Annotated in this window: 1 protein-coding gene (only partly in view); it reads left to right on the top strand. The window is 72.0% G+C overall.

Translation table 11 applies throughout. The features are described 5' to 3' along the window. Positions 1 to 25,909, top strand: partial view of a non-ribosomal peptide synthase/polyketide synthase gene (locus tag OCU_RS38970; RefSeq protein ID WP_014380277.1) — the 3' portion only. Its footprint begins 5,342 nt before the window's first position; only the last 25,909 of its 31,251 coding nucleotides appear in the window; its start codon lies beyond the left edge, outside the window; the stop codon is at positions 25,907 to 25,909.

The raw sequence follows: 25,909 nt of genomic DNA, 5'->3' as shown, positions 1-25,909 counted from the left end.
CGCGGAGTCGATGGTCGGGCTGCTGATCAACACGGTGCCGGTGCGCGCCAACATCACCGCGACGACCACCACCGCCGATCTGCTGGCGCAGCTGCAGAACAGTCACAACGACGCGCTCGAGCACCAGCACCTGGCGCTCAGCGAGATCCACCGCGTCACCGGCCACGACCAGCTTTTCGACACGCTGTTCGTCTACGAGAACTACCCGATCGACAGCGGCATGACCCTGGGCGACGACGGCCTGGCCATCGCCGCGTTCACCAACCGCGAGTACAACCACTATCCGCTGACGGTGGAGGCCCTGCCCGGCCGCGAACTCGGCCTGCACATCGAATTCGACGCCGACGTGTTCGATGCCGCTGACATCGCGTCACTCGTCGAGCGCCTGCAGCGGGTGTTGGTGGCGATGACCGCCGACCCCGCCCGGCGGCTGTCATCGATGGACCTGCTGGACCGCGACGAGCGCGACCTGGTGCTGTCGAGGATGTCCGGGGCCGGCGTGGGGGCGCCGGTGGGCGTGGCGCCGGAGCTGCTCGCCGCGGCGGTGGCGGCGGGCCCGGACGCGCCCGCCGTGATCGACGGCGCGCGGGCGTTGTCGTATCGCGAACTCGACGAGTGGTCAACGCGGTTGGCGCGCAAGCTGATCGACGCAGGCGTCGGCCCGGAGCGCGCCGTCGGTGTGGCGATCGGCCGGTGCGCGGAGCTGGTGGTGGCGTGGTGGGCGGTCGTCAAGGCCGGTGGCATCTATGCCCCGGTGGATCTGGACCATCCGGTCGAGCGCATCGCCTCGGTGCTCGACGCCGTCGACGCGGTGTGCGTGTTGACGTGCGGCACCGACGACGTCGCGGGCGCCGGGACGCGCCCGATCGTGCGTCTCGACGGTCTCGACCTGTCAGCGTGCTCGGCGCAGGAGATCACCGACGCCGACCGGCTCTCGCCGCTGCGGGCGGGCGACACCGCCTACCTGATCTTCACGTCGGGATCGACCGGCGTCCCCAAGGGCGTCGCGGTGGGCCACAGCGGCATGCTGGGCTGGGCCGCCGCCCAGCGCGAGCTGTTCGGTCTGGGCTCGGACGCGCGGGTGCTGATGGTCGCCTCGCCGACCTTCGACGCCTCGGTCGGAGAACTGTTGCTGGCGGCGGGATCTGGCGCCGCCCTGGTGGTGGCGCCGCCGCAGGTGTATGCCGGTGAGGCGCTGACCGCCTTGCTGCACGACCAGCGGGTCAGCGCGGCCATCCTGACGCCCACCGTGATCTCGACGCTGGACCGCGCCCGGCTGGATCGCCTGGACACGCTGGTCGCCGTCGGGGAGGCCTGCCTGCCCGAGCTGGTGGACGCCTGGGCGCCGGGCCGCCAGATGTTCAACGGTTACGGCCCGAGCGAGACCACCATCTGGGTCACCTGCGCGCGGCTGTCGGCGGGCGAACCCGTTCGCATCGGCGCCCCCATCTCCGGCGTGTGCGCGCGCGTGCTCGACGCGTGGCTGAACCCCGTCCCGGTAGGCGTGGTGGGCGAGCTGTATCTGAGCGGGCCGGCCCTGGGGCACGGCTATCTGGGCCGGGTGGAGTTGACCGCAGAACGGTTCGTCGCCAACCCCTTTGGCGCGCCCGGAACAAGGATGTATCGCACCGGCGACCTGGTGCGCTGGATGTCCGACGGGACCCTGGATTACCTGGGCCGCGCCGACAACCAGATCAAACTGCGCGGACAGCGCATCGAACTGGGCGAAATCGAAAACACCCTGCTGGCCTGCCCGCAGGTGACCCAGGCCGCCGTCACCGTCGCGGACACCGCGACCGGCTCGCACCTGGTCGCCTACGTGACGCTCGATCACAACGCCACCACCGACCGGGATCTGCAGCAGGACGCCGAAGACGTCCAGGAGTGGCAGCACCTCTACGACGACCTGTACGGCGCCGACCTCGCGGCCAACTTCGGCGAGGATTTCCGCGGCTGGAACAGCAGCTACACCGGCGAACCGATCCCGCTCGAAGAGATGGTCGAATGGCGTTCCGCCACAGTCGATCGCATCATGTCCCTGCGGCCCCGGCGGGTGCTGGAGATCGGCGCGGGCTCGGGGTTGCTGCTCTCACAGATCGCCCCGCACTGCGACCAGTATGTCGCCACCGACTTCTCGGCCGTCGCGATCGACAACCTGGCGCGCGCGATGGAGCGGCTGCAGCTGCCGTGGCGCGACCGCGTGGAACTGCTGACCCAACCCGCCCACGTCACCGACGGGCTGCCGCAGGGTCATTTCGACACCATCATTCTCAACTCGGTCGTCCAGTACTTCCCCAACGCGGGATATCTGGCCCAGGTCATCGACAAGGCCATGGAGCTGTTGGCGCCGGGCGGAGCGGTCTTCATCGGGGACATCCGCAACCACACCCTGCAGGGCGCGTTCCAGACCGCGATCGCGCTGGCCCGCGGCGACGCCGCCGACGCGGCCGAGATCCGCCAGCGCGTCCGCCACGCCATGCTCGGCGAGACCGAATTGCTTTTGGCGCCGGAGTTTTTCACCTCCTGGGCGCGCTCGCGCCCGGAAGCCGTCGGGATCGACATCCGCGTCAAACGTGGAATGGCCGACAACGAACTCAACCGGCACCGCTACGACGTCGCCATCCACAAGGCTCCCGCGGCCGTGCGCTCGGTGGCCGACGAGCCCACGCTGACGTGGGCGCAGTGCAACGGGCTGCGCGGGCTGCGCGAGACCCTGACGTCGCGGCGTCCCCCCGCCGTCCGCATCACCGACATCCCGCGCGCCGGACTGATCACCGACGTCGGTGTCGAGGGCGCGCTGGCGCAGGGATTGCCCCTGGCCGACGCGCTGGCCCAGGCCGACGCCGGTCCCGACGCCACCGTCGCCGAAGAGTTGCACCGCCTCGGTGAGCGCGCCGGATATGGCGTCGCTGTCACCTGGGGCGCCCAACCCGGTACTCTCAGTGCGGTTTTCATCGCCTCCGCCGACCAGGCCTTCCCGGCGCTGACCGATCTCTACGTGGCGCCCGACGGGGCCCGGCGGCGCACCATCCACGCCAACGACCCCCGGACCAACACCAAGGTCGGCGAGGTGCGCGAGCGGTTGAGCGCCTGGCTGCCCGAGTACATGGTGCCGACACACATTGTGGCGCTGGAAGAATTCCCGATGACGACCTCGGGCAAGCTCGACCGCAAGGCCCTGCCCGCCCCGGACTACCAGGACGCCGATCGGTACCGCGCCCCGGCCACCGCCGTCGAGGAGATCCTGGTCGGCATCTACGCTCAGGTGCTCGGCCTGGAACGGGTGGGTGTCGACGACTCGTTCTTCGACCTGGGTGGGGATTCGCTGTCGGCGATGCGCCTGATCGCCGCGGTCAACACCAGTTTCAATTCCGACCTCGGCGTGCGGGCCGTGTTCGAGGCACCCACCGTCGCCGAGTTGGCCCTTCTCACCAGTGGGGACGCCGACCGTCCCGACCCGCTGGTCGCGGGGGAGCGCCCGGCGGTGATCCCGCTCTCCTTCGCGCAGACCCGGCTGTGGTTCATCGACCAGTTCCAGGGCGCCTCGCCGATGTACAACATCACCGTGGCGCTGCGGCTGCGCGGGCACCTCGACGCCGACGCGCTGGCCGCGGCACTGGCCGACGTCGTGGGCCGCCACGAAACCCTGCGCACGGTGTTCGCCTCGGCCGACGGAATCCCGCAGCAGGTGGTGGTTCCCGCCGAACGCATCGGGTTCGCCTGCGACGTCATCGACGCGCGTGGGTGGCCGCAGGACCGGCTGCGGGAGAGCATGGAGACGGCCGCCCGGTACACCTTCGACCTGTCGCACGAAAGCCCCCTGCACACCGAGCTTTTCACCGTCAGCGACGACGAACACATGCTGGTGGTCGCGGTGCACCACATCGCCGCCGACGGGTGGTCGATCACCCCGTTCGCGCGCGACCTCGGAATCGCCTACGCGAGCCGCTGCGCGGGGCAGGCCCCCGACTGGACGCCCCTGGCGGTGCAATACGTCGACTACACGCTGTGGCAGCGCGCACATCTCGGGGACGTGGACGACCGCGACAGCCGCATCGCCGCCCAACTGGATTACTGGGCGGACGCGCTGGCCGGGCTGCCCGAACGCCTGCAGCTGCCCACCGATCGGCCCTACCCGCAGGTCGCCGACCACCGCGGCGCCCGGCTGGCGGTGGACTGGCCGGCCGAGCTACAGCAACAGGTCCGCCGGGTCGCGCGCGAGCACAACGCCACCAGCTTCATGGTGATCCAGGCCGCCTTCGCCGCGCTGCTCGCCAAGATCAGCGCCAGTACCGATGTGGCCGTGGGCTTCCCGATCGCCGGGCGTCCCGAACCCGCCCTCGACGACCTGATCGGCTTCTTCGTCAACACCCTGGTGCTGCGGGTCGACCTCGGAGAACTGGGCGGGGACCCGACCTTCGCCGAGCTGCTGGGCCAGGTGCGCCGGCGCAGCCTGGCCGCGTTCGAACACCAGGACGTGCCATTCGAACTGCTGGTGGAGCGGCTCAACCCCACCCGCAGCATGGCCCATCACCCGCTCGTTCAGGTGCTGCTGGGCTGGGAGAACTTCCCGGGGGAGGTCACCGCCCCCGCCGCCGGGCTGGCGCTGGGAGACCTGCGGGTCACCCCAATGCCGTTGCACACCAACACCGCTCGCATGGACCTGACGTTCTCACTGGCCGAACGCTTCACCGAGTCCGGCCAGCGCGCCGGGATCGCCGTGACTGCCGAATACCGCACCGACGTCTACAACGCGGACACCGTCGAGGCGATGATCGACCGGCTGCAGCGGCTGCTGGCCGCGGTGACCGCGGACCCGGAGCGGCGCCTGTCGTCGGTGGATCTGCTCGACACCGCCGAGCACGCCCGGCTGGCGCAGTGGGGCAACCAGGCGGTGCTGTCCGAGCGGATGGAGCCGGTGACCGTTGCGGGCTTGTTCGCCGCGCAGGCGGCGCGCACGCCGGACGCGGTGGCGCTGACGTTCGAAGACCGGTCCATGACCTACCGCGAGCTCGATGAGGCCGCCAACCGGTTGGCGCACGTGCTGGTCGATCGCGGCGCCGGCCCGGGTGCGTTTGTGGCGCTGCTGTTTTCGCGGTCGGCCGAGGCGATCGTGGCGATCCTGGCGGTGCTCAAGTCCGGCGCGGCGTATCTGCCGATCGATCCCGCGCTGCCGGCAGCGCGGGTGGAGTTCATGCTCACCGACGCCGCCCCGATGGCCGCGGTCACCACCGCCGACCTGGCCGACAGGTTCGACGGCTTCGACCTGATCGTCGTCGACGTGGCCGACCCCGCGGTGGCGGCCCAGCCGAGCACCCCGCCGCCCGCGCCGGCGCCCACCGATCTGGCCCATGTCATCTACACCTCGGGCACCACCGGTGTGCCCAAAGGCGTTGCGGTGACTCAGCACAACGTCGCGCAGTTGTTCGACGACCTGCGGCTCGGCATCGCGTTGTCGGCCGAGCAGGTGTGGACCCAATTCCACTCCTATGCGTTCGACTTCTCGGTGTGGGAGATCTGGGGCGCGCTGCTGCACGGCGGGCGCCTGGTCGTCGTGCCGGATGCGGTGGCCCGCTCACCCGAGGAGTTCCACGCCCTGCTGGTGCGCGAGGGCGTCACGGTGCTGACCCAGACCCCCTCGGCGGTGGGGCTGCTCTCGCCGCAGGGGCTGGACGGCACGGCGTTGGTGATCGGCGCCGAGCCCTGCCCGCCGGAGCTGGTGGACCGCTGGGCGCCGGGTCGGGTGATGGTCAACGTGTACGGCCCGACCGAGACCACCATGTGGGCGTGCAAGAGCGCGCCCTTGACGGCGGGTTCGGGATTCCCGCCGATCGGCTCCCCGGTGAGCTGGGCGGCGTTCTTCGTGCTCGATGAGTGGTTGCGCCCGGTGCCCGCCGGGGTGGTCGGGGAGCTGTATCTGGCCGGCGAAGGTGTCGGCGTCGGCTATTGGCGGCGCCCCGGGCTGACCGCGTCGCGATTCCTGGCCTGCCCGTTCGGCGAACCCGGCACCCGCATGTACCGCACCGGCGACCTGGTGCGCTGGGGCCGCTCCGGATCCGGGGAGGGGCAGCTGCAGTATCTGGGCCGCGCCGATGAACAGGTTAAGGTGCGTGGGTATCGCATCGAATTGGGCGAGATCCGCGCCGCGCTGTCCGCGCTCGACGGGGTCGAGCAGGCGGTCGTCGTCGCCCGCGAGGACCGGCCCGGCGACAAACGCCTGGTGGGTTACATCACCGGGACCGCGGAGCCGGCCCGCGCACGCGCCGCGGTGGCGGAGCGCCTCCCCGCCTACATGGTCCCCGCGGCGGTGGTGGTGCTCGACGCGCTGCCGATGACGGTCAACGGCAAGCTCGACGCCCGCGCCCTGCCCGCCCCGGACTACCAGGGCGGCAACGGATACCGCGCCCCGAGCACCGCCATCGAGGAAATCCTGGCCGGCATCTATGCCGGAGTCCTCGGCGTCGAACGCGTCGGCGTCGACGACTCGTTCTTCGACCTCGGCGGCGACTCGCTGTCCACCATGCGCCTGATCACCGCGATCAACACCACGCTGGAAACCGAGCTACCGGTGCGCGTCGTCTTCGAGGCGCCCACCGTCGCCCAGCTGGCGCCCCGCATCGCGGAGAGCTCGGGCCGGCTGGAACCGCTGGTGGCGGGGGAGCGGCCGGCGATCATCCCGTTGTCCTTCGCGCAGAACCGGCTGTGGTTCATCGACCAATTCCAGGGCCCCTCACCGCTGTACAACATGGCGGCGGCCCTGCGGCTGCGCGGGCGGCTCGACGCGCACGCGCTCGGTGCCGCGCTGGCCGACGTGGTGAGCCGTCATGAGAGCCTGCGCACCCTGTTCCCGTCGCACGAAGGCACCCCCCGACAGGAGGTCGTGCCCGCCGAGCGCGCCGAATTCGGCTGGGAGGTCGTCGATGCCACCGCGTGGCCGACGAGCCGGCTGGACGACGCCGTCAAGTCGGTGACGCGCCACGCCTTCGATCTGGCGGCCGAAATCCCGATTCGGGCACGGCTTTTCACCATCACCGAGGACGAGCACCTGCTCGTGATCGCGGTACACCACATCGCCGCGGACGGCATGTCGCTGACGCCGCTGGGCGCCGACCTGAGCCTGGCCTACACCAGCCGGTCCGCCGGGCGCGCGCCCGACTGGGCCGACCTGCCGGTGCAGTACATCGACTACACGCTGTGGCAGCGCGCCCAACTCGGCGACCTCGACGACGGCGACAGCCGCATCGGCGCTCAACTGGCGTACTGGGAGCGCGCCCTGGCCGGCATGCCCGAGCGACTCGAGCTGCCCACCGATCGCCCCTACCCGGCGGTGGCCGATCAGCGCGGCGACAGCGTGGTGGTCGACTGGCCGGCCGAGCTGCAGCAGCAGGTGCGCCGGGTGGCCCGCGAGCACAACGCGACCAGCTTCATGGTGGTGCAGGCTGCCCTGGCCGTGCTGCTGTCGAAGGTCAGCGCGAGTCCCGATGTGGCGGTGGGCTTCCCGATCGCCGGGCGGCGCGACCCCGCGCTCGATCAACTGGTGGGCTTCTTCGTCAACACCCTGGTGCTCCGCGTCGACCTGGCCGGCGATCCCAGCTTCGCCGAACTGCTGGACCGGGTCCAGGCCCAGAGCCTGGCCGCGTTCGAACATCAGGACGTGCCGTTCGAGGTGCTGGTCGAGCGGGTCAACCCCACCCGGAGCCTGACCCATCACCCGCTGGTGCAGGTGATGCTGGCCTGGCAGAACTTCGCCGGCCACGACGACCCCGCCGCCGGCCTGGCGCTGGGTGACCTCGAGGTGACCTCCGTGCCCGTCGAGGACCAGTCGGCCCGCATGGACCTGGTGTTCTCCCTGGCCGAACGGTGGACCGAGCGCGGGGAGGCCGCCGGCATCGGCGGACGGGTGGAATTCCGCACCGACGTGTTCGACGCCACGACCGTCGAGGCGCTGATCGGCCGCCTGCAGCGGGTCCTGACCGCGATGACCGCCGACCCCGCCCACCCGCTGTCGTCGGTGGATCTGCTCGACGAGGCCGAGCACGCCCGCCTGAAAGAGCTTGGCAACCACGCGGTTTTGACCCGGCCGGCCGGCGACGTGCCGGCGTCGATTCCGGCGCTGTTCGCCGCGCAGGCCGCGCGGGCCCCGGAATCCGTGGCGCTGGTGTGCGGCGACCTGTCGGTGACCTACCGGGAACTCGACGAGGCGTCCAACCGGTTGGCGCACTGCCTGGCGTCCGCGGGCGCGGGCCCGGGACAGGTTGTGGCGCTGCTGTTTTCGCGGTCTGCCGAAGCCGTCGCGTCGATCCTGGCCGTGCTCAAAACGGGAGCGGCCTACCTGCCGATCGACCCCTCCTCGCCGGACGCGCGCATCGAGTTCATGCTCGGCGACGCGAAACCGGTCGCCGCGGTCACCACCGCCGACCTGGCCGAGCGGCTCGACGGTCGCGGTGTGACGATCATCGACGTCAACGATCCCCGCGTCGACACCCTGCCCGACACGGCGCTGCCGGCGCCGGGGCCGGACCACCTCGCCTACCTGATCTACACCTCGGGCACCACCGGTGTGCCCAAAGGCGTCGCCATCACTCACCGCAACGTCACCCAGCTGCTGGGATCCCTGGACGCGGGCCTGCCGGCCGCGGGGGTCTGGTCGCAATGTCACTCGCTGGCGTTCGACGTCTCGGTGTGGGAGATCTTCGGCGCGCTGCTGCGCGGCGGGCGACTGGTGGTCGTCCCCGAGGCGGTGGCGGCGTCCCCGCACGACCTGCACGACGTCCTGGTCGCCCAGCAGGTCAGCGTGTTGACCCAGACCCCGTCGGCGGTGGCCATGCTCTCGCGGGAGGGGCTGGACTCCGTGTCGCTGGTGATGGCCGGGGAGGCCTGCCCGGCCGAGGTCGTCGACCAGTGGGCGCCCGGGCGGGTGATGGTCAACGCCTACGGCCCGACCGAGACCACGATGTGCGTGACCATCAGCGCGCCGCTGGCGGCCGGGATGGGGCCGGTTCCCATCGGGTCGCCGGTCCCCGGGGCGGCGCTGTTCGTGCTCGACGACGCGTTGCGGCCGGTGCCGCCCGGCGTCGTCGGCGAGCTGTACGTCGCCGGATCCGGTGTCGCCGCAGGGTATGTCGGCCGGGCCGGCCTGACCGCGTCGCGGTTCGTCGCCTGCCCCTTCGGTGGGGCCGGAACCCGCATGTACCGGACCGGCGACCTGGTCCGCTGGGAGCGCTCGGGATCCGGTGTGGGCCAACTGCTCTGCCTCGGCCGCGCCGACGAACAGGTCAAGATCCGTGGCTACCGCATCGAGCTCGGCGAAATCCAGTCCGCCCTGGCCGGATTCGACGGCGTCGCACAGGCAGTCGTCGTCGCGCGCGAAGACCGTCCCGGTGACAAGCGGCTCGTCGGCTACGTCACCGGCAGCGCCGACCTCACCCAGCTGCGCGCCGCGCTGGGCGAACGGCTGCCCGCCTTCATGGTGCCCGCCGCAGTGGTGACGCTCGACGCGATTCCGTTGACCCCCAACGGCAAACTCGACGCGCGCGCCCTGCCCGCACCGGAATACACGGCCGGTCGGTACCGCGCGCCGGAAACGCTCACCGAGGAAATCCTGGCCGGCGTCTACGCCGGAGTCCTCGGCGTCGAGCGGGTCGGGGTCGACGACTCCTTCTTCGACCTGGGCGGCGACAGCATCTCCGCGATGCGCCTGGTCGCCGCGATCAACGCCAGCCTCGACGCCGGCCTCCCGGTGCGCGCCGTGTTCGAGGCGCCCACCATCGCCCAGCTGGCCCCCCGGATCGGTGAGGGCGGCAGCGGGCTGGAGCCGTTGACGGCCGCCGAGCGGCCGGCGGTCATCCCGTTGTCGTTCGCGCAGAACCGATTGTGGTTCCTGGACCAATTGCAAGGGCCCTCACCGGTGTACAACATGGCGGCGGCGCTGCGGCTGGACGGGCCGCTCGATGCGGACGCCCTGGGTGCGGCACTGGGCGACGTGGTGGTCCGTCACGAGAGCCTGCGCACGGTGTTCGTTGCGCCCGAGGGACTACCGCAGCAGGTGGTGATCCCCGCCGGCAAGGCAGACTTCGGGTGGGAGGTCGTCGACGCCGGCACCTGGTCGGCGGACCAGCTGGATGAGGCTATCGGCGCCACCGCCCGCTACACCTTCGACCTGTCGGCCCAAATCCCCTTGCGGGCAGAGCTTTTCCGCATCCGCGACGACCGGCACGTGCTGGTCGCCGTCGTGCACCACATCGCCGCCGACGGCATGTCCCTCACCCCGCTGGTGCGTGACCTGGGCGTGGCGTATGCCGCCAGGTGCGACGGGCGCGGCCCCGACTGGTCGCCGCTGTCGGTGCAATACGTCGACTACACGCTGTGGCAGCGTGCGCAGTTCGGCGATCTCGACGACAGCGACAGCCGCATCGCCGCCCAACTGGCGTACTGGGAAGAGGCCCTGGCCGGAATGCCGGAGCGGCTGCCGCTGCCCACCGACAGGCCCTACCCGCTGGTGGCCGACCAGCGCGGCGCCACGGTGGAGATCGACTTTTCGGCCGAGCTGCAACAGCGGGTCGCCGACGTGGCGCGCCGACACAACGCCACCAGCTTCATGGTGGTCCAGACCGCCCTGATGGTGCTGCTGTCGAAGATCAGCGCGAGTTCCGATGTGGCGGTGGGTTTCCCGATCGCCGGCCGCCGCGACCCCGCGCTCGACGAGCTGGTCGGGTTCTTCGTCAACACACTCGTATTGAGGGTCGATCTGGAAAATCTGGGCGGCGATCCCACCTTCGCCGAGCTGCTGTCCCAGGTGCGCCACCGCAGCCTGGCCGCCTACGAGCACCAGGACGTGCCCTTCGAGGTGCTGGTCGAGCGGCTCAATCCCGCCCGCAGCCTGAGCCATCACCCGCTGGTGCAGGTGATGCTGGCCTGGCAGAACTTCGCCGGGCAGGAGAGCGGGCCCGCCGCGGGACTGGCCCTCGGCGATGTCGACGTCACGCCCATCCCGGTCGACACCCACACCGCCCGAATGGATTTGACGTTCTCGATGGGCGAACGCTGGAGCGACGCGGGTGAATCCGCCGGAATCGGCGGCACCGTGGAATTCCGCACCGACGTCTTCGACGCCGACAGCATCGCGGCGCTCATCGGCCGGTTGCAGCGCGTGCTGCTCGCGATGACCGCCGACCCCGCGCAGGCGTTGTCGGCGGTGGACCTGCTCGACGACGCCGAACACGCCCGACTGGACGCCCTCGGCAACCGCACGGCGCTGACCGGACCGGCCACCGAGACCGAGTCGATCCCGGCGCTGTTCGCCGCCCAGGCGGCCCGCACCCCGGACACCGCCGCGGTGGTATGCGACGGCCACTCGATGACCTACCGCGAGCTCGACGAGGCGTCGAACCGGCTCGCGCACCTGCTCGCCGCCCGGGGCGCGGGCCCGGGACAGGCTGTGGCGCTGCTGTTTTCGCGCTCGGCCGAGGCGATCGTCGCCATCCTTGCCGTGCTGAAGACCGGGGCGGCCTACCTGCCGATCGATCCGGCGCTGCCGGCCGAGCGGATCGGCTTCATGCTCTCCGACGCCGCCCCGATCGCCACGCTCGCCAGTCCCGGGCTCGCCGACCGGCTCGAGGGCCACGACGTCACGGTCATCGCCGTCGACGATCCCGAGCTCGAAGACCGGCCCGCGACCGCGTTGCCGGCGCCGGGGCCCGACCACCTCGCCTACCTGATCTACACCTCGGGCACCACCGGCGTACCCAAAGGCGTTGCGGTCACGCACCGCAACGTCACCCAGCTGCTGGCCTCGAAAGACTCCGGGTTGCCGCGCACCGGCGTGTGGTCGCAATGGCATTCGCTGGCCTTCGACGTGTCGGTCTGGGAGATCTTCGGTGCCCTGTTGCACGGCGGCCGGCTGGTCGTGGTGCCCGAATCCGTCGCGCGCTCACCGGAAGACCTGCACGCGCTGCTGGTGGCCGAGCGGGTCAGCGTGCTCAGCCAGACCCCGTCGGCGGCGGGCGCGCTCGCGCCCGCGGGCCTGGAGTCGGTCGCGCTGGTGGTCGCGGGTGAGGCTTGCCCGGCCGAACTCGTGGACCGCTGGGCGCCCGGCCGGGTGATGATCAACGCCTACGGGCCGACCGAAGCCACGGTCTACGCCGCGATCAGCGCGCCGCTGCAGGCCGGAACGGGCGCTGTAGGGCCAGTGCCGATCGGCTCCCCGGTGCCCAACGGGGCGTCGTTCGTGCTCGACGAATGGCTGCGACCCGTGCCGCCCGGCGTCGTCGGAGAGCTGTATGTCGCCGGCGCCGGCGTGGCCTGCGGCTACTGGAAGCGCGCCGCCCTGACCGCGTCGCGGTTCGTGGCGTGCCCCTTCGGCGCGCCCGGATCGCGCATGTACCGCACCGGCGACCTGGTGCGCTGGCGCGCGGACGGGCAACTGGACTACCTCGGCCGCGCCGACGAGCAGGTCAAGATCCGCGGCTACCGCATCGAGCTCGGCGACGTGCGGGCGGCGCTGTCCTGGGTGGCCGGCGTCGAGCAGGCGGTCGTCGTCGCCCGCGAGGACCGGCCGGGGGACAAGCGCCTCGTCGGTTACGTCACCGGCACCGCCGACCCGGCCGCGGTCCGCGCCGCGCTGGCCGAAAGGCTGCCGGGCTACATGATTCCGGCCGCCGTGGTCGTCATGCAGGCGCTGCCGCTGACCCCCAACGGCAAGCTGGACACCCGCGCGCTGCCCGCGCCGGAATACTCCGACGCCGACCAATACCGCGCCCCCGACAACGCCGTCGAAGAGATCCTGGCCGGCATCTACGCCCAGGTGCTCGGGCTCGAGCGGGTCGGCGTCGACGACTCGTTCTTCGACCTTGGCGGGGACAGCATTTCGTCGATGCAGGTGGTGACGCGGGCGCGCGCCGCCGGCCTGGTGTGCAAGACCCGCGACATCTTCGTCGAGCAGACCGTGGCGCGGCTGGCCCGCGTGGCCGAGGTGGTCGACGCCGACGCCGCCGTCCTCGACGAGGGCGTCGGACCCGTGGCGGCGACCCCGATCATCCGCTGGCTGCAAGACGTGGAAAGCGTTGGCGGACAGGTCGATCAGTTCAACCAGGCCATGCTGGTGCAGGCGCCTGCCGGGGTGACCGAGGCCGACGTGGTAACCATGCTGCAGGCGCTGCTGGATCGCCACCCCATGCTGCGGCTGCGCGTCGACGGCTCGGGCGTCCAGGGGTCCGGCGACTGGTCGCTGACGGTGCCCGAGGCGGGCTCGGTCGATGCGGCCGACTGCCTGCACGTGGTGGACGAGCTGTCCGACGCGGCGGTCACCGAGGCGCGGTCGCGGCTGAACCCGGCCGCCGGCGTGATGCTCAGCGCGCTGTGGGCCGGCGCCACCGGGCAGCTCGTGGTGATCGTGCATCACCTCGCCGTCGACGGCGTGTCGTGGCGAATCCTGTTGCAGGACTTGAACATCGCCTGGGCCCAGCATCACAGCGGGCGGCCGGTCGAGTTGCCCGCTGCGGGCACCTCGTTCGCGCGGTGGTCGTCGCGGCTCGCCCAGCATGCGCGCCGCCCCGACGTCGTCGATCAGGCGGAGCGCTGGACCGAGGTGGCGGCGACACCGCCGGCCCTGCCCGCGGTCCGCCCCGACATGGACACCTTCGCCACGGCCGGACACCTCTTCATGGAGCTGGACCCCGAGACCACCGGCGCCCTGCTCGGCGAGGTGCCGTCGGCGTTCCACGCCGGCGTGCAGGACATCCTGCTGATCGCGTTCGCGTTGGCGTGCGCGGAGTTCGGCGGCGGCCGCGCGCCCATCGGCATCGAGGTCGAGGGGCACGGCCGGCACGAGGAACTGGGCCGCGACATCGACCTGTCCCAGACCGTGGGGTGGTTCACCACCAAATACCCGACGGCGCTGAACGTGCGCGGCGTCTCCTGGGGGCAGGTCGTCACCGGCGGGACCGCGCTGGGCGCGGCGCTCAAAGACGCCAAGGAACAGCTCCGGGCGCTGCCTGACCCGCTGACCTACGGGCTGCTGCGCTACCTCAACCCCGGGATCGACCTGGACGGCCCCGAACCGCCGATCGGGTTCAACTACCTGGGGCGCCAGGGCGGCGCGGGTGAGCTCACCGCCGACATGTGGCGGCCCGTGCCGGACGGCTGGTCGGTCACCCGCGCCGCCGCGTCGACAGCCATGCCGTTGATGCATACCCTCGAACTCAACGCGGCCACCGTCGACTCCGCGGACGGCCCACGCCTGCACGCCAACTGGACCTGGGCGCCGTCGGCGCTCGACGACGAACAGGTCGCCCGGCTGGGCCGGTTGTGGTTCGCGGCGCTCGCCGGCATCTGCGCCCACGTGCGCTCCGGCGGCGGCGGATTGACGCCGTCGGACATCGCGCCCGCGCGGCTGAGCCAGCAGCAGCTCGATCAGCTTGCGCGCCAACACCGTATCGCCGACGTGCTGGCGTTGACCCCGGTTCAGCAGGGTCTGCTGTTCCACGCCAACACCGCGCCGGCGACCGACGACCTGTACGCAGGACAGCTGAACATCAGCATCGCCGGCCCGCTCGACCCGAACCGCCTGCGCGACGCCGTGCACACTGTCGTGAGCCGGCATCCGAACCTGGTGGCCCGCTTCTGCGACCGGTACGACGAGCCGGTCCAGATCATCCCGGCCGATCCCGCGCCGGCCTGGCGGTACCTCGAGCTGGATGGCACCGACACCGACGCGATCGAGCGCCTGTGCGCCGCCGAACGCGCGGCCGTCTGCGGCGACCTCGCCGAGCAGCCCGCGTTCCGGGTGGCGTTGGTACGCACCGCATCCGAGCGCTACCGGCTGGTGCTGACCAACCACCACATCGTGCTCGACGGCTGGTCGCTGCCGATCCTGCTCGGCGAGATCTTCGCCGCCTACTACGGGCAACGGCTGCCGGCGGCGGCGCCCTACCGAAGCTTCGTCAGCTGGCTGGCCGACCGCGACCTCGACGCCGCCCGCGCGGCCTGGGGCCAGGTGTTCGCCGGCTTCGACACCCCCACCCTGGTCGGGGCCCAGGACCGGACGGAGCTCGGCCGGCAAAGCGTCGAATCATTCGCGCTGCCCGCCGACCTCACCCAGGCCGTCGCCGACCTGGCGCGCTCCTGCCACACCACCGTCAACACCGTGCTGCAGGCCGCCTACGCGCAACTGCTGTGCGGGCTGACCGGCCAACGCGATGTCGTGTTCGGCACCACGGTGTCGGGCCGTCCCGCCGAAATCGCCGGCGCGGACACCATGGTGGGCCTGCTGATCAACACCGTGCCGGTGCGGGCGAACATCGGCGCCGCCACCACCACCGCCGACCTGCTCGACCAGCTGCAGGGCGCGTACAACCACACGCTCGACCACCAGCACCTGGCGCTCAACGAGATTCACCGCATCACCGGGCAGGACGCGCTGTTCGACACCCTGTTCGCCTACGAGAACTACCCGATCGATGCCAGCGCGCTGTCGGGCAACCACGAACTCGCCGTCACCGACATCACCAGCCGCGAATCCACCCACTACCCGCTGACGGTGCAGGCCCAGCCCGGTCGCGAGATGCGCCTCCAAGTCGAATACGACACAGACGTTTTCGACGCGGCACGGATCGCGACGCTGATCGAACGATTGCGGCGGGTGCTGGCCGCCATGACCGCCGACCCCGCGCGGCGGCTGTCGTCGATCGACCTGCTCGAGCCCGCCGAACACGACCGGCTGGACGCGTGGGGCGACCGGGCCATCCTGACCCAGCCCGGCACGCCGGCGTCCATCCCGGAGTTGTTCACCGCCCAGGCGGCGCGCACCCCGCACGCGCCGGCGGTGACCTACGAGGGCCGGTCCATGACCTACCGCGAGCTCGACGAGAGCTCGAACCGGCTGGCGCACTTGCTGATTGACCGCGGGGTGGGCCCCGGCGAGTCCGTGGCGCTGCTGTTCGGAAAGTCGGCCGACGCGATCGTGGCCATCCTGGCGGTGCTGAAGACCGGCGCGGCCTACCTGCCGATCGACCCGGCCCTGCCGGCGGCCCGCATCGAGTTCATGCTCGGCGACACCGCGCCCATGGCCGCACTCACCGTCGCCGCGCTCGCCGACAAGCTCGACGGCCACCACCTGATGGTCATCGACATCCACGACCGCGCCGTGGCCCGCCAGCCCGTCACGGCGCTACCGGCGCCGGCACCCGAACACGTCGCCCACATCATCTACACCTCCGGCACCACCGGCGTGCCCAAAGGCGTTGCGGTGAGCCACCACAACGTGACCCGGCTGTTCGACGCGCAGGCCGTCGGCGTCGAATTGTCGGCCGACCAGGTGTGGACGCAGTTCCATTCGTACGCCTTCGACTTCTCGGTGTGGGAGATCTGGGGTGCGCTGCTGCACGGCGGGCGCCTCGTCGTGGTCCCCGATTCGGTGGCCCGCTCGCCGATGGACTTCCACGCCCTGCTGGTCGCCGAGAAGGTCACCGTCTTGAGCCAAACCCCGTCGGCGGTGCGGATGCTCTCGCCGCAGGGACTGGATGCCGCGGCGCTGGTGATCGGCGCGGAGCCCTGCCCGCCGGAACTGGTGGACCGCTGGGCGCCCGGGCGGGTGATGGTCAACGTCTACGGCCCGACCGAGGCCACGATCTTCTCCTCGACGAGCACGCCGTTGAGCGCGGGTTCGGGTGCGCCCCCGATCGGCTCGCCGGTCCCCGGGGCCGGGTTGTTCGTGCTCGACGGGTGGCTGCGCCCGGTACCGGCCGGCGTGGTCGGCGAGCTGTACGTGGCCGGGCGCGGCGTGGGCTACGGCTACTGGAAGCGGTCCGGGCTGACCGCGTCGCGGTTCGTGGCGTGCCCGTTCGGCGAGCCGGGTTCCCGCATGTACCGCACCGGCGACCTGGTGCGCTGGGGCACGGACGGCCAGCTGCAATACCTCGGCCGCGCCGACGAGCAGGTCAAGATCCGCGGCTACCGCATCGAGGTCGGCGAGGTGCGTTCGGCGCTGGCCGCGCTCGACGGGGTGGACCAGGCCGTCGTCGTCGCCCGCGAGGACCGCCCCGGTGACAAGCGCCTCGTCGGCTACATCACCGGACCCGCCGACCCGGCCGGCGCCCGCGCCGAGCTGGCCGAGCGGTTGCCGGCCTATATGGTTCCGGTGGCGGTGGTGGCGCTCGACGCGCTGCCCATGACCGTCAACGGCAAGCTCGACACCCGCGCCCTGCCGGCGCCCGAATACTCCGCCGCGGGGTATCGCTCGCCGACCACCCCCACCGAGGAGATCCTGGCCGGCATCTACGCCCACGTGCTCGGCGTCGAGCGGGTCGGCGTCGACGACTCCTTCTTCGACCTCGGCGGCGACAGCATCTCGGCGATGCGCGTCATCGCGGCGATCAACAGCGCCATGGACACCGGCGTTCCGGTGCGCGTCATCTTCGAGGCGCCCACCGTCGCCCAGTTGGCGCCGCGCATCGGCGAGGACACGGGCCGGCTGGACCCGCTGGTGGCGGGCGCCCGGCCGGCGGTGATCCCGCTGTCGTTCGCCCAGAGCCGGCTGTGGTTCCTCGACCAGCTGCAGGGACCGTCCCCCGTCTACAACATGGCCGCGGCGCTGCGGATGCACGGGCGGCTCGACGCGCACGCGCTCGGCGCCGCGCTGGCCGACGTGGTGGCCCGCCACGAGAGCCTGCGGACGGTGTTCGCCGCGCCGCAGGGAACACCCCAGCAGGTGGTGCTCCCCGCCGAGCGGGCCGATCTGAGCTGGCGGATGGTCGACGCCCGCGGGTGGTCGGCCGGCCGGCTGCGCGAGGCCATCGACATCGCCGCCGCCGAAACCTTCGACCTGGCGACCCAAATCCCGCTGCGCGCTTCGCTTTTCCGCGTCGCCGAGGACGAACACGTGCTGGTCGCCGTGGTCCACCACATCGCCGCGGACGGCTGGTCGCTGCGACCGCTGGTGCGCGACCTGGGCATGGCGTACGCCAGCCGGTCCGCCGGGCGGGCCCCCGACTGGGAGCCCCTGCCGGTGCAATACGTCGACTACACCCTGTGGCAGCGCGACCAGTTCGGCGAGCTGGCCGACAGCGGCAGCCGCATCGCCGAGCAGCTCGCCTACTGGCAGGAGGCGCTGGCCGGCATGCCCGAGCGGCTTCAGCTGCCCACCGACCGGCCCTACCCGCAGATCGCCGATCAGCGCGGCGCGGCCGTCGAGGTCGACTGGCCGGCGGACCTGCAGCAGCAGGTCGCCGGGCTGGCCCGCGAGTACAACTCGACCAGCTTCATGGTGGTGCAGGCCGCCCTGGCGGTGCTGCTGTCGAAGATCAGCGCCAGCACGGACGTGGCGGTGGGCTTCCCGATCGCCGGGCGGCGCGACCCCGCCCTCGACGAGCTGGTCGGCTTCTTCGTCAACACCCTGGTGCTGCGGGTCGACCTGGCCGGCGATCCCTCCTTCACCGACCTGCTCGCCCGGGTGCGCGCCCGCAGCCTCGAGGCGTTCGAGCACCAAGACGTGCCCTTCGAGGTGCTGGTCGAGCGGGTGAACCCGGCGCGGAGCCTGAGCCATCACCCGCTCGTGCAGGTGATGCTGGCCTGGCAGAACTTCGCCGGCCAGGACGGCGACCCCGGTGCCGGGCTGGCCCTGGGCGACGTGCGGGTCACCTCGATCCCGCTGGACACCCAGGTGGCCCGCATGGACCTGGTGTTCTCGCTGGCCGAACGCTGGACCGACGGCGACGAGCCCGCCGGGATCGGCGGGCGGGTCGAGTTCCGCACCGACGTGTTCGACGCGGACAGCATCCGGGCGCTGATCCGGCGGCTGGAACGCGTCCTGACGGCGATGACCGCCGACCCCACCCGCCCGATGTCGTCGGTGGACCTGCTCGACGCGGCCGAGCACGCCCGGCTGGACGCCCTGGGCAACCGCGCCGTGCTCACCGCACCGGCGACCCAGGCCGGCTCGATCCCGGCGCTGTTCGCCGCGCAGGCGGCGCGCACCCCCGACGCGGTGGCCCTGAGCTTCGAGGGCCGCTCGTGGACCTACCGCGAGCTCGACGAGGCCGCCAACCGCCTCGCGCACCGGCTCGCCGGCTTCGGCGTGGGTCCCGGCGAGCGGGTGGCCCTGCTGTTCGGCCGGTCGGCCGACGCGATCGTCGCGATCCTCGCGGTGCTCAAGTCCGGCGCCGCGTACCTGCCGATCGACCCGGGGCTGCCGGCCGAGCGGATCGGGTTCATGCTCTCCGACGCCGCCCCGATGGCCGCGATCAGCACCGGCGAGCTCGCGGCGCGGCTGCGCGGGCATCACGTCGTCGTCCTCGACGTGAACGACCCCGCGATCGACGCCCAGCCGGCCACCGCTCTGCCGGCGCCGGACGCGGACGACATCGCCTACCTGATCTACACCTCGGGCACCACCGGGGTGCCCAAAGGCGTTGCGGTGAGCCACCGTAACGTCGCCCAGCTGCTGGCAGCCCAGGACTTGGGCCTGCCGCGCGAAGGCGTGTGGTCGCAGTGGCACTCGCTGGCCTTCGACGTCTCGGTCTGGGAGATCTTCGGCGCGCTGCTGCACGGCGGGCGGCTGGTGGTCATCCCCGACTCGGCGGTGCGATCCCCGCGGGACTTCCACGCGCTGCTGGTCGACGAACGGGTCAGCGTGATCAGCCAGACCCCGTCGGCGGCGGGCGTGCTGTCGCCCGAGGGGCTCGAATCGGCCACCCTGGTGGTCGCGGGGGAGGCCTGCCCGACGGAGCTGGTGGACGCCTGGGCGCCGGGACGGGCGATGATCAACGCCTACGGCCCCACCGAGGCGACGGTGTACGCGGCGGTCAGCGCGCCACTGAAGGCCGGATCGAACGTCGTTCCCATCGGATCGCCGGTGCCCGGCGCGGGGCTGTTCGTGCTGGACGAGTCGCTGCGGCCGGTGCCGCAAGGCGTCGTCGGCGAGCTGTATGTGGCCGGCGCCGGCGTGGCCTGCGGCTACTGGAAGCGGTCCGGCCTGACCGCGTCGCGGTTCGTGGCCTGCCCGTTCGGGGCGCCCGGATCGCGCATGTACCGGACCGGTGACCTGGTGTGCTGGGGCTCCGACGGGCAGCTGCAGTACCTGGGCCGCGCCGACGACCAGGTCAAGGTCCGCGGCTACCGCATCGAGCTCGGCGAGGTGCGTTCGGCCCTCGCCGCCCTGGACGGGGTGGACCAGGCCGTCGTCATCGCGCGCGAGGACCGTCCCGGCGATAAGCGTTTGGTCGGCTACGTCACCGGCGCAGCGGACCCGGCCCAGCTGCGCGCCCGGCTGGGCGATCGGCTCCCGGCCTACATGGTCCCGGCGGCGGTCGTGGCGCTCGACGCGCTGCCGCTGACCCCCAACGGCAAGCTCGACGCGCGGGCCCTGCCGTCACCGGAATACACCGACGCCGATCGCTATCGCGCCCCCCAGACCCCGGTCGAGGAGACCCTGGCCGGCATCTACGCCCAGGTCCTGGGGGTCGAGCGGGTCGGGGCCGACGATTCGTTCTTCGACCTGGGCGGGGACAGCATTTCCTCGATGCAGGTGGTGACCCGGGCCCGGGCCGCGGGCCTGGCGGTGCGGACCCGCGACATCTTCACCGAGCAGACCGTGGCCCGGCTGGCCCGGGTGGCCGTCGCGGCCGACGGCGAGGACGGCGTGGTCGACGAGGGCACCGGGGCGATCACCGCCACCCCGATCATCCGCTGGCTGCGCGGGGTGGAAAGTGCGGGCGGTCCGGTCGACCAGTTCAACCAGACGATGGTGCTGCAGGCCCCCGCCGGGGTCACCGAGGCCGACGTGGTGACCGTGTTGCAGGCCCTGCTGGATCGGCACGCCATGCTGCGCCTGCGGGTGGACCGCCATTCGGACGACGACGCCGGCGAGTGGTCGCTGCAGGTGCCCGAGCCGGGCTCGGTGGACGCCGCGCACCGCGTGCTCTCGGTGGACGAACTGACCGACGCGGCGGTCGTCGAGGCGCGGTCCCGGTTGAACCCGGCCGCCGGGGTGATGCTCAGCGCGCTGTGGGTCGCACCCACCGGCCAGCTGGTGCTGATCGTTCACCACCTGGCCGTCGACGGGGTGTCCTGGCGGGTCCTGCTGGAAGACCTCAACATCGCCTGGGGCCAGCACCACCACGGGCAGCCGGTGGCGTTGCCCACCGGCGGGACGTCGTTCGCCCGCTGGGCGTCATTGCTGGCCGAGCGCGCGCACGTGCCCGCGGTGACCGAGCGGGCCGAAGCCTGGCGTCGGGTGGCGGCGACCCCGCCCGCGCTGCCGGCCGTGCGTCCCGGCCTGGACACCTACGAGACCGCCGAGAACCTGTCGGTGCTGCTGGACGTCGAGACCACCCGCACGCTGCTCGGCGAGGCGCCGGCCGCCTTCCACGCCGGGATCAACGACATCCTGCTCGCCGGGTTCGCGCTGGCCTGGGCGGAATTCCTGGGCAACGCGGGCGCCCCGATCGGCATCGACGTCGAGGGCCACGGCCGCGACGAGGAGCTGGCCGCCGGCGTGGACCTGTCCCGCACCGTGGGCTGGTTCACCGCCAAATACCCGGTGGCCCTCAACGTCGGCGGCCTGTCCTGGGCGGACGTCGTGGCCGGCGCGCCGATCCTGGGCGCGCTGCTCAAAGACGCCAAGGAGCAGCTGCGCGCCCTGCCCGACCCGCTGACCTACGGGTTGCTGCGCTACCTGAACGACGAGGTCGACCTGGACGGCTCCGACCCGACGATCGGGTTCAACTACCTCGGCCGGCTGGGCGGGGCGGCCGCCGAACTTTCCGACGAGCTGTGGCGGATCAGCCGGGACGGCGCGGCGGCCACCGCCGCCAGCACCGCGGTGCCCATGCCGCTGATGCACACCGTGGACCTCAACGCCGGCACCATGGACACCGAGGACGGCCCCCAGCTGCACGCAACCTGGACGTGGGCGCCCTCGGCGCTCGACCGCGAGCAGGTGGCCCGGCTGAGCACGCTGTGGTTCCAGGCGCTGGCCGGCATCTGCGCGCACGTGCGCGACGGCGGCGGCGGACTGACCCCGTCGGACATCGCGCCGGCCCGGCTGAACCAGCCGCAGATCGACCAGCTCGAGCGGATCCACCGGGTGGCCGACGTCCTGCCGCTGACCCCGTTGCAGGAGGGGCTGCTGTTCCACGCCACCACCATGCGGGGCTCCGACGACCACCTCTACGTGGTCCAGCTGGACCTCAGCCTCGCCGGTCCGATCGACCGCGACCGGCTGCGCGACGCGATGCACGCGGTGATCACCCGGCACCCGCACCTCGTCGCCCGGTTCAGCGACCGGTTCGACGAGCCGGTGCAGATCATCCCCGCCGACCCGGCGATGGCCTGGCGCTATCTCGAGGTCGCCGCCAACGGGTCCGAACCCGAGGAGCAGATCCAACGCCTGTGCGCGGCCGAACGCGAAGCCGTCTACGACCTGGCCGACGAGCCCGCCGTGCGGGCGGTGCTGATCCGCACCGGGCAGGACCGGCATCGGCTGGTGCTCACCATTCATCACATCGTGCTCGACGGCTGGTCGGTCCCGATCCTGCTGAACGAGACGTTCGCCTGCTACACCGGCCAGCGCCTCCCCGCGCCCCCGCCCTACCGCAGGTTCGTCGCCTGGCTGGCCGAACGCGACCGCGACGCCGCGCGCGAGGCCTGGGCCGGGGTGTTCGACGGCTTCGACACCCCGACGCTGGTCGGCCCGCCGCACCAGCCGGAGCCGGGCGCCCGGGGCGTCCAGTCGTTCGCGGTCCCCGCGGGGATCACGGCCGCGCTCGGCGAGCTGGCCCGCTCCAGCCACACCACCGTCAGCACCGTGCTGCACGCCGCGTGGGCGCAGCTACTGGCGTGGCTGACCGGCCAGCACGACGTCGCGTTCGGCACCACCGTCTCGGGCCGGCCCGCCGACGTCCCCGGCGCCGACGCGATGGTGGGCCTGATGATCAACACCGTCCCGGTGCGCGCGCGCATCGCGGCGGCGACCACCGCGGCCGACCTGCTGGCCCAGCTGCAAGGCGCGCACACCGAGACCCTCGACCACCAGCACCTGGCACTGAGCGAGATCCACCGAATCACCGGTCAGGACAAGCTGTTCGACACCCTGTTCGCCTACGAGAACTACCCGCTGGACACCTCGGCGATGGCCGTCGACCACGAGCTGGGCATCACCGACGTCAACATGTTCGAGCGCAACCACTACCCGTTGACGATGCAGGCCGCGCTGTCCGGCGAGGAACTGGGCCTTCGGGTCGAATACGACGCCGCCGTCTTCGACGCGCACACGATCGGCGCGCTGGGCGAGCGGTTCGAGCGGGTGCTGGTCGCGATGACCGCCGATCCCGCCCGGCCGCTCTCGTCGGTGGACCTGCTCGACGGGTCCGAACACGCGCGCCTCGACGAGGTCGGCAACCGGGCGGTCCTGGCCCGCGCGCCGCTCGAATTCCCGTCGATTCCGGCGTTGTTCGACGCGCACGTCGCCGGGACGCCGGACGCGGTGGCGGTCAGCTGGGGCGACCTGTCGATGACGTACCGCGAACTCGACGACGCCGCCAACCGGCTGGCGCACCTGCTGACCGGCCACGGCGCGGGCCCGGGACAGGCTGTGGCCCTGCTGTTTTCGCGCTCGCCGCAGGCGATCGTCGCGATCCTGGCGGTGCTCAAGACCGGCGCGGCGTACCTGCCGATCGACCCGGCGGCGCCCGCCACCCGGATCAGATTCATGCTCGAGGATTCCGCGCCGGTCGCGGCCGTCACCACCACGGGCCTGCGCTCGCGGCTGGACGGGTGCGACGTCACCGTCATCGACATCGAGGACGCACCGACCGACACCGCAGCGGGCACGCCGTTGCCGGCGCCCCCGCCCGACGGCATCGCCTACATCATCTACACCTCGGGCACCACCGGCGTTCCCAAAGGCGTTGCGATCACTCATCGCAACGTGACGCAGCTGCTGGAGCCGTTGGATGCGGGCCTGCCGCGAGCCGGCGTGTGGACGCAAAGCCACTCGTACGCGTTCGACGTCTCGGTGTGGGAGATCTTCGGCGCGCTGCTGCGCGGCGGGCGGCTGGTGGTGGTGCCCGAGTCGGTGGCGCGCTCGCCGCGGGACTTCCACGACTTGCTGGCCGCCGAGCGGGTCAGCGTGCTGACCCAGACGCCGTCCGCGGTGGCGATGCTGTCCCACGAAGGGCTGGAATCGGTGTCGCTGGTGATGGCCGGGGAGGCCTGCCCGCCCGAGGTGGTGGACCGGTGGGCGCCGGGCCGGGTGATGGTCAACGCCTACGGCCCGACCGAGACGACGATGTGCGTGGCGATCAGCGCGCCACTGACGGCGGGATCCGGAACGCCGCCGATCGGTTCGCCGGTGGACGGCGCGGCGCTGTTCGTGCTCGACGGCTGGTTGCGTCCCGTCGCCGCAGGCGTCGTGGGGGAGCTGTACGTGGCCGGCGACGGGGTGGCCGCGGGTTACGTCGGCCGGCCCGGGCTGACCGCGTCGCGGTTCGTGGCGTGCCCGTTCGGGGCGCCCGGGTCGCGGATGTATCGCACCGGGGACCTGGTGTGCTGGACAACGGACGGCCAGCTGCAATACCTGGGCCGCGCCGACGAGCAGGTCAAGATCCGCGGCTACCGCATCGAGCTCGGCGAAGTCCAGACCGCGCTGGCCGCGCTGGAGGACGTCGACCAGGCGGTGGTGATCGCCCGCGAGGACCGCCCCGGCGACAAACGCCTGGTGGGGTACATCACCGGAACCGCCGACCCGGGCGAGGCGCGCACCGCGCTGGCCCAACGGCTGCCGGGCTACATGGTGCCGGCGGCCGTGGTCGGGCTCGACGCGCTGCCGCTGACGCCCAACGGCAAACTCGACACCCGCGCGCTGCCGGCGGTGCAGTACACCGGCAGCGGGTACCGGGCCCCGTCGAACGCGCTCGAGGAGGCGCTGGCCGCGGCCTTCGCGCGCGTGCTCGGCGTTCAGCGGGTCGGGGCCGACGACTCGTTCTTCGACCTGGGCGGCGACAGCATTTCCGCGATGCGTCTCGTCGCGGCGATCAACACCGGCCTGGGTGCCGATCTCCCGGTGCGCACCTTGTTCGACGCGCCCACGGTCGCCGGGTTGGGTCAGCGACTGTGCACCCCCACGACGGACGCGCACGAGGTGGTTCCGGTGCAGACCCTCAAGCAGGGTGCCGGCGGTGTCCCGCTGTTCTGCGTGCATCCCGCCGGCGGGGTGAGCTGGCCGTATCAGGTGCTCGGAAACCACCTCGACTGCCCGATCATCGGGATCCAGCAGGTCCCGCGCAACGGCGACGGCGGCCCGCGGTCCATCCGGGCGATGGCGCAGACCTATGCCGACCGGATCCAGCACGCCTATCCCGACGGGCCCTACAACCTGCTGGGCTGGTCGTTCGGTGGGGTCGTGGCCCACGAGGTCGCCATCGAGCTGCAGCGGCGCGGGTGCGAGATCGGGCGCCTGATCCTCCTCGACGCCCAACCCGGCCTCGACGGCGGCATGGCCGTGGGCGAGCACGCCCAGGGCGAGCAGCGGGTGCTCGAAGAAGTGTTGCGGGCCAACAACATCGGCCCCGGCGAACAAGACGGACACGCCGACGAACGCCGGCCGCGCAGCAAACCGCTCGTCGCGCAACTGCTGAGCAACCTCAACGACAACATCGAGCTCTATCGCCGCCACGAGCCGGGGCGCTTCGAGGGGGAGATCACCGTGTTTTCCGCGGCCCGCGACGACGGCGATCGCGGCGCGCGGCTGTCCCGATCGTGGGCGCCCTACGCGTCCGGCCACATTGCGGTGCACGCGATCGACTGCACGCACCACGACATGCTGACCGCCGAATCGGTGGCGACGTACGGCGAGCGGCTGCGCGACCTTCTGGGCGCGACGATGCGAGCCACCTCACACTCGCGGCGATCGCAGTGA

Source organism: Mycobacterium intracellulare ATCC 13950, from assembly GCF_000277125.1.
Lineage (GTDB): Bacteria > Actinomycetota > Actinomycetes > Mycobacteriales > Mycobacteriaceae > Mycobacterium > Mycobacterium intracellulare.
Note: the sequence above shows the minus strand (reverse complement) of the source record. Positions and strands in the feature narration are given on the sequence as shown.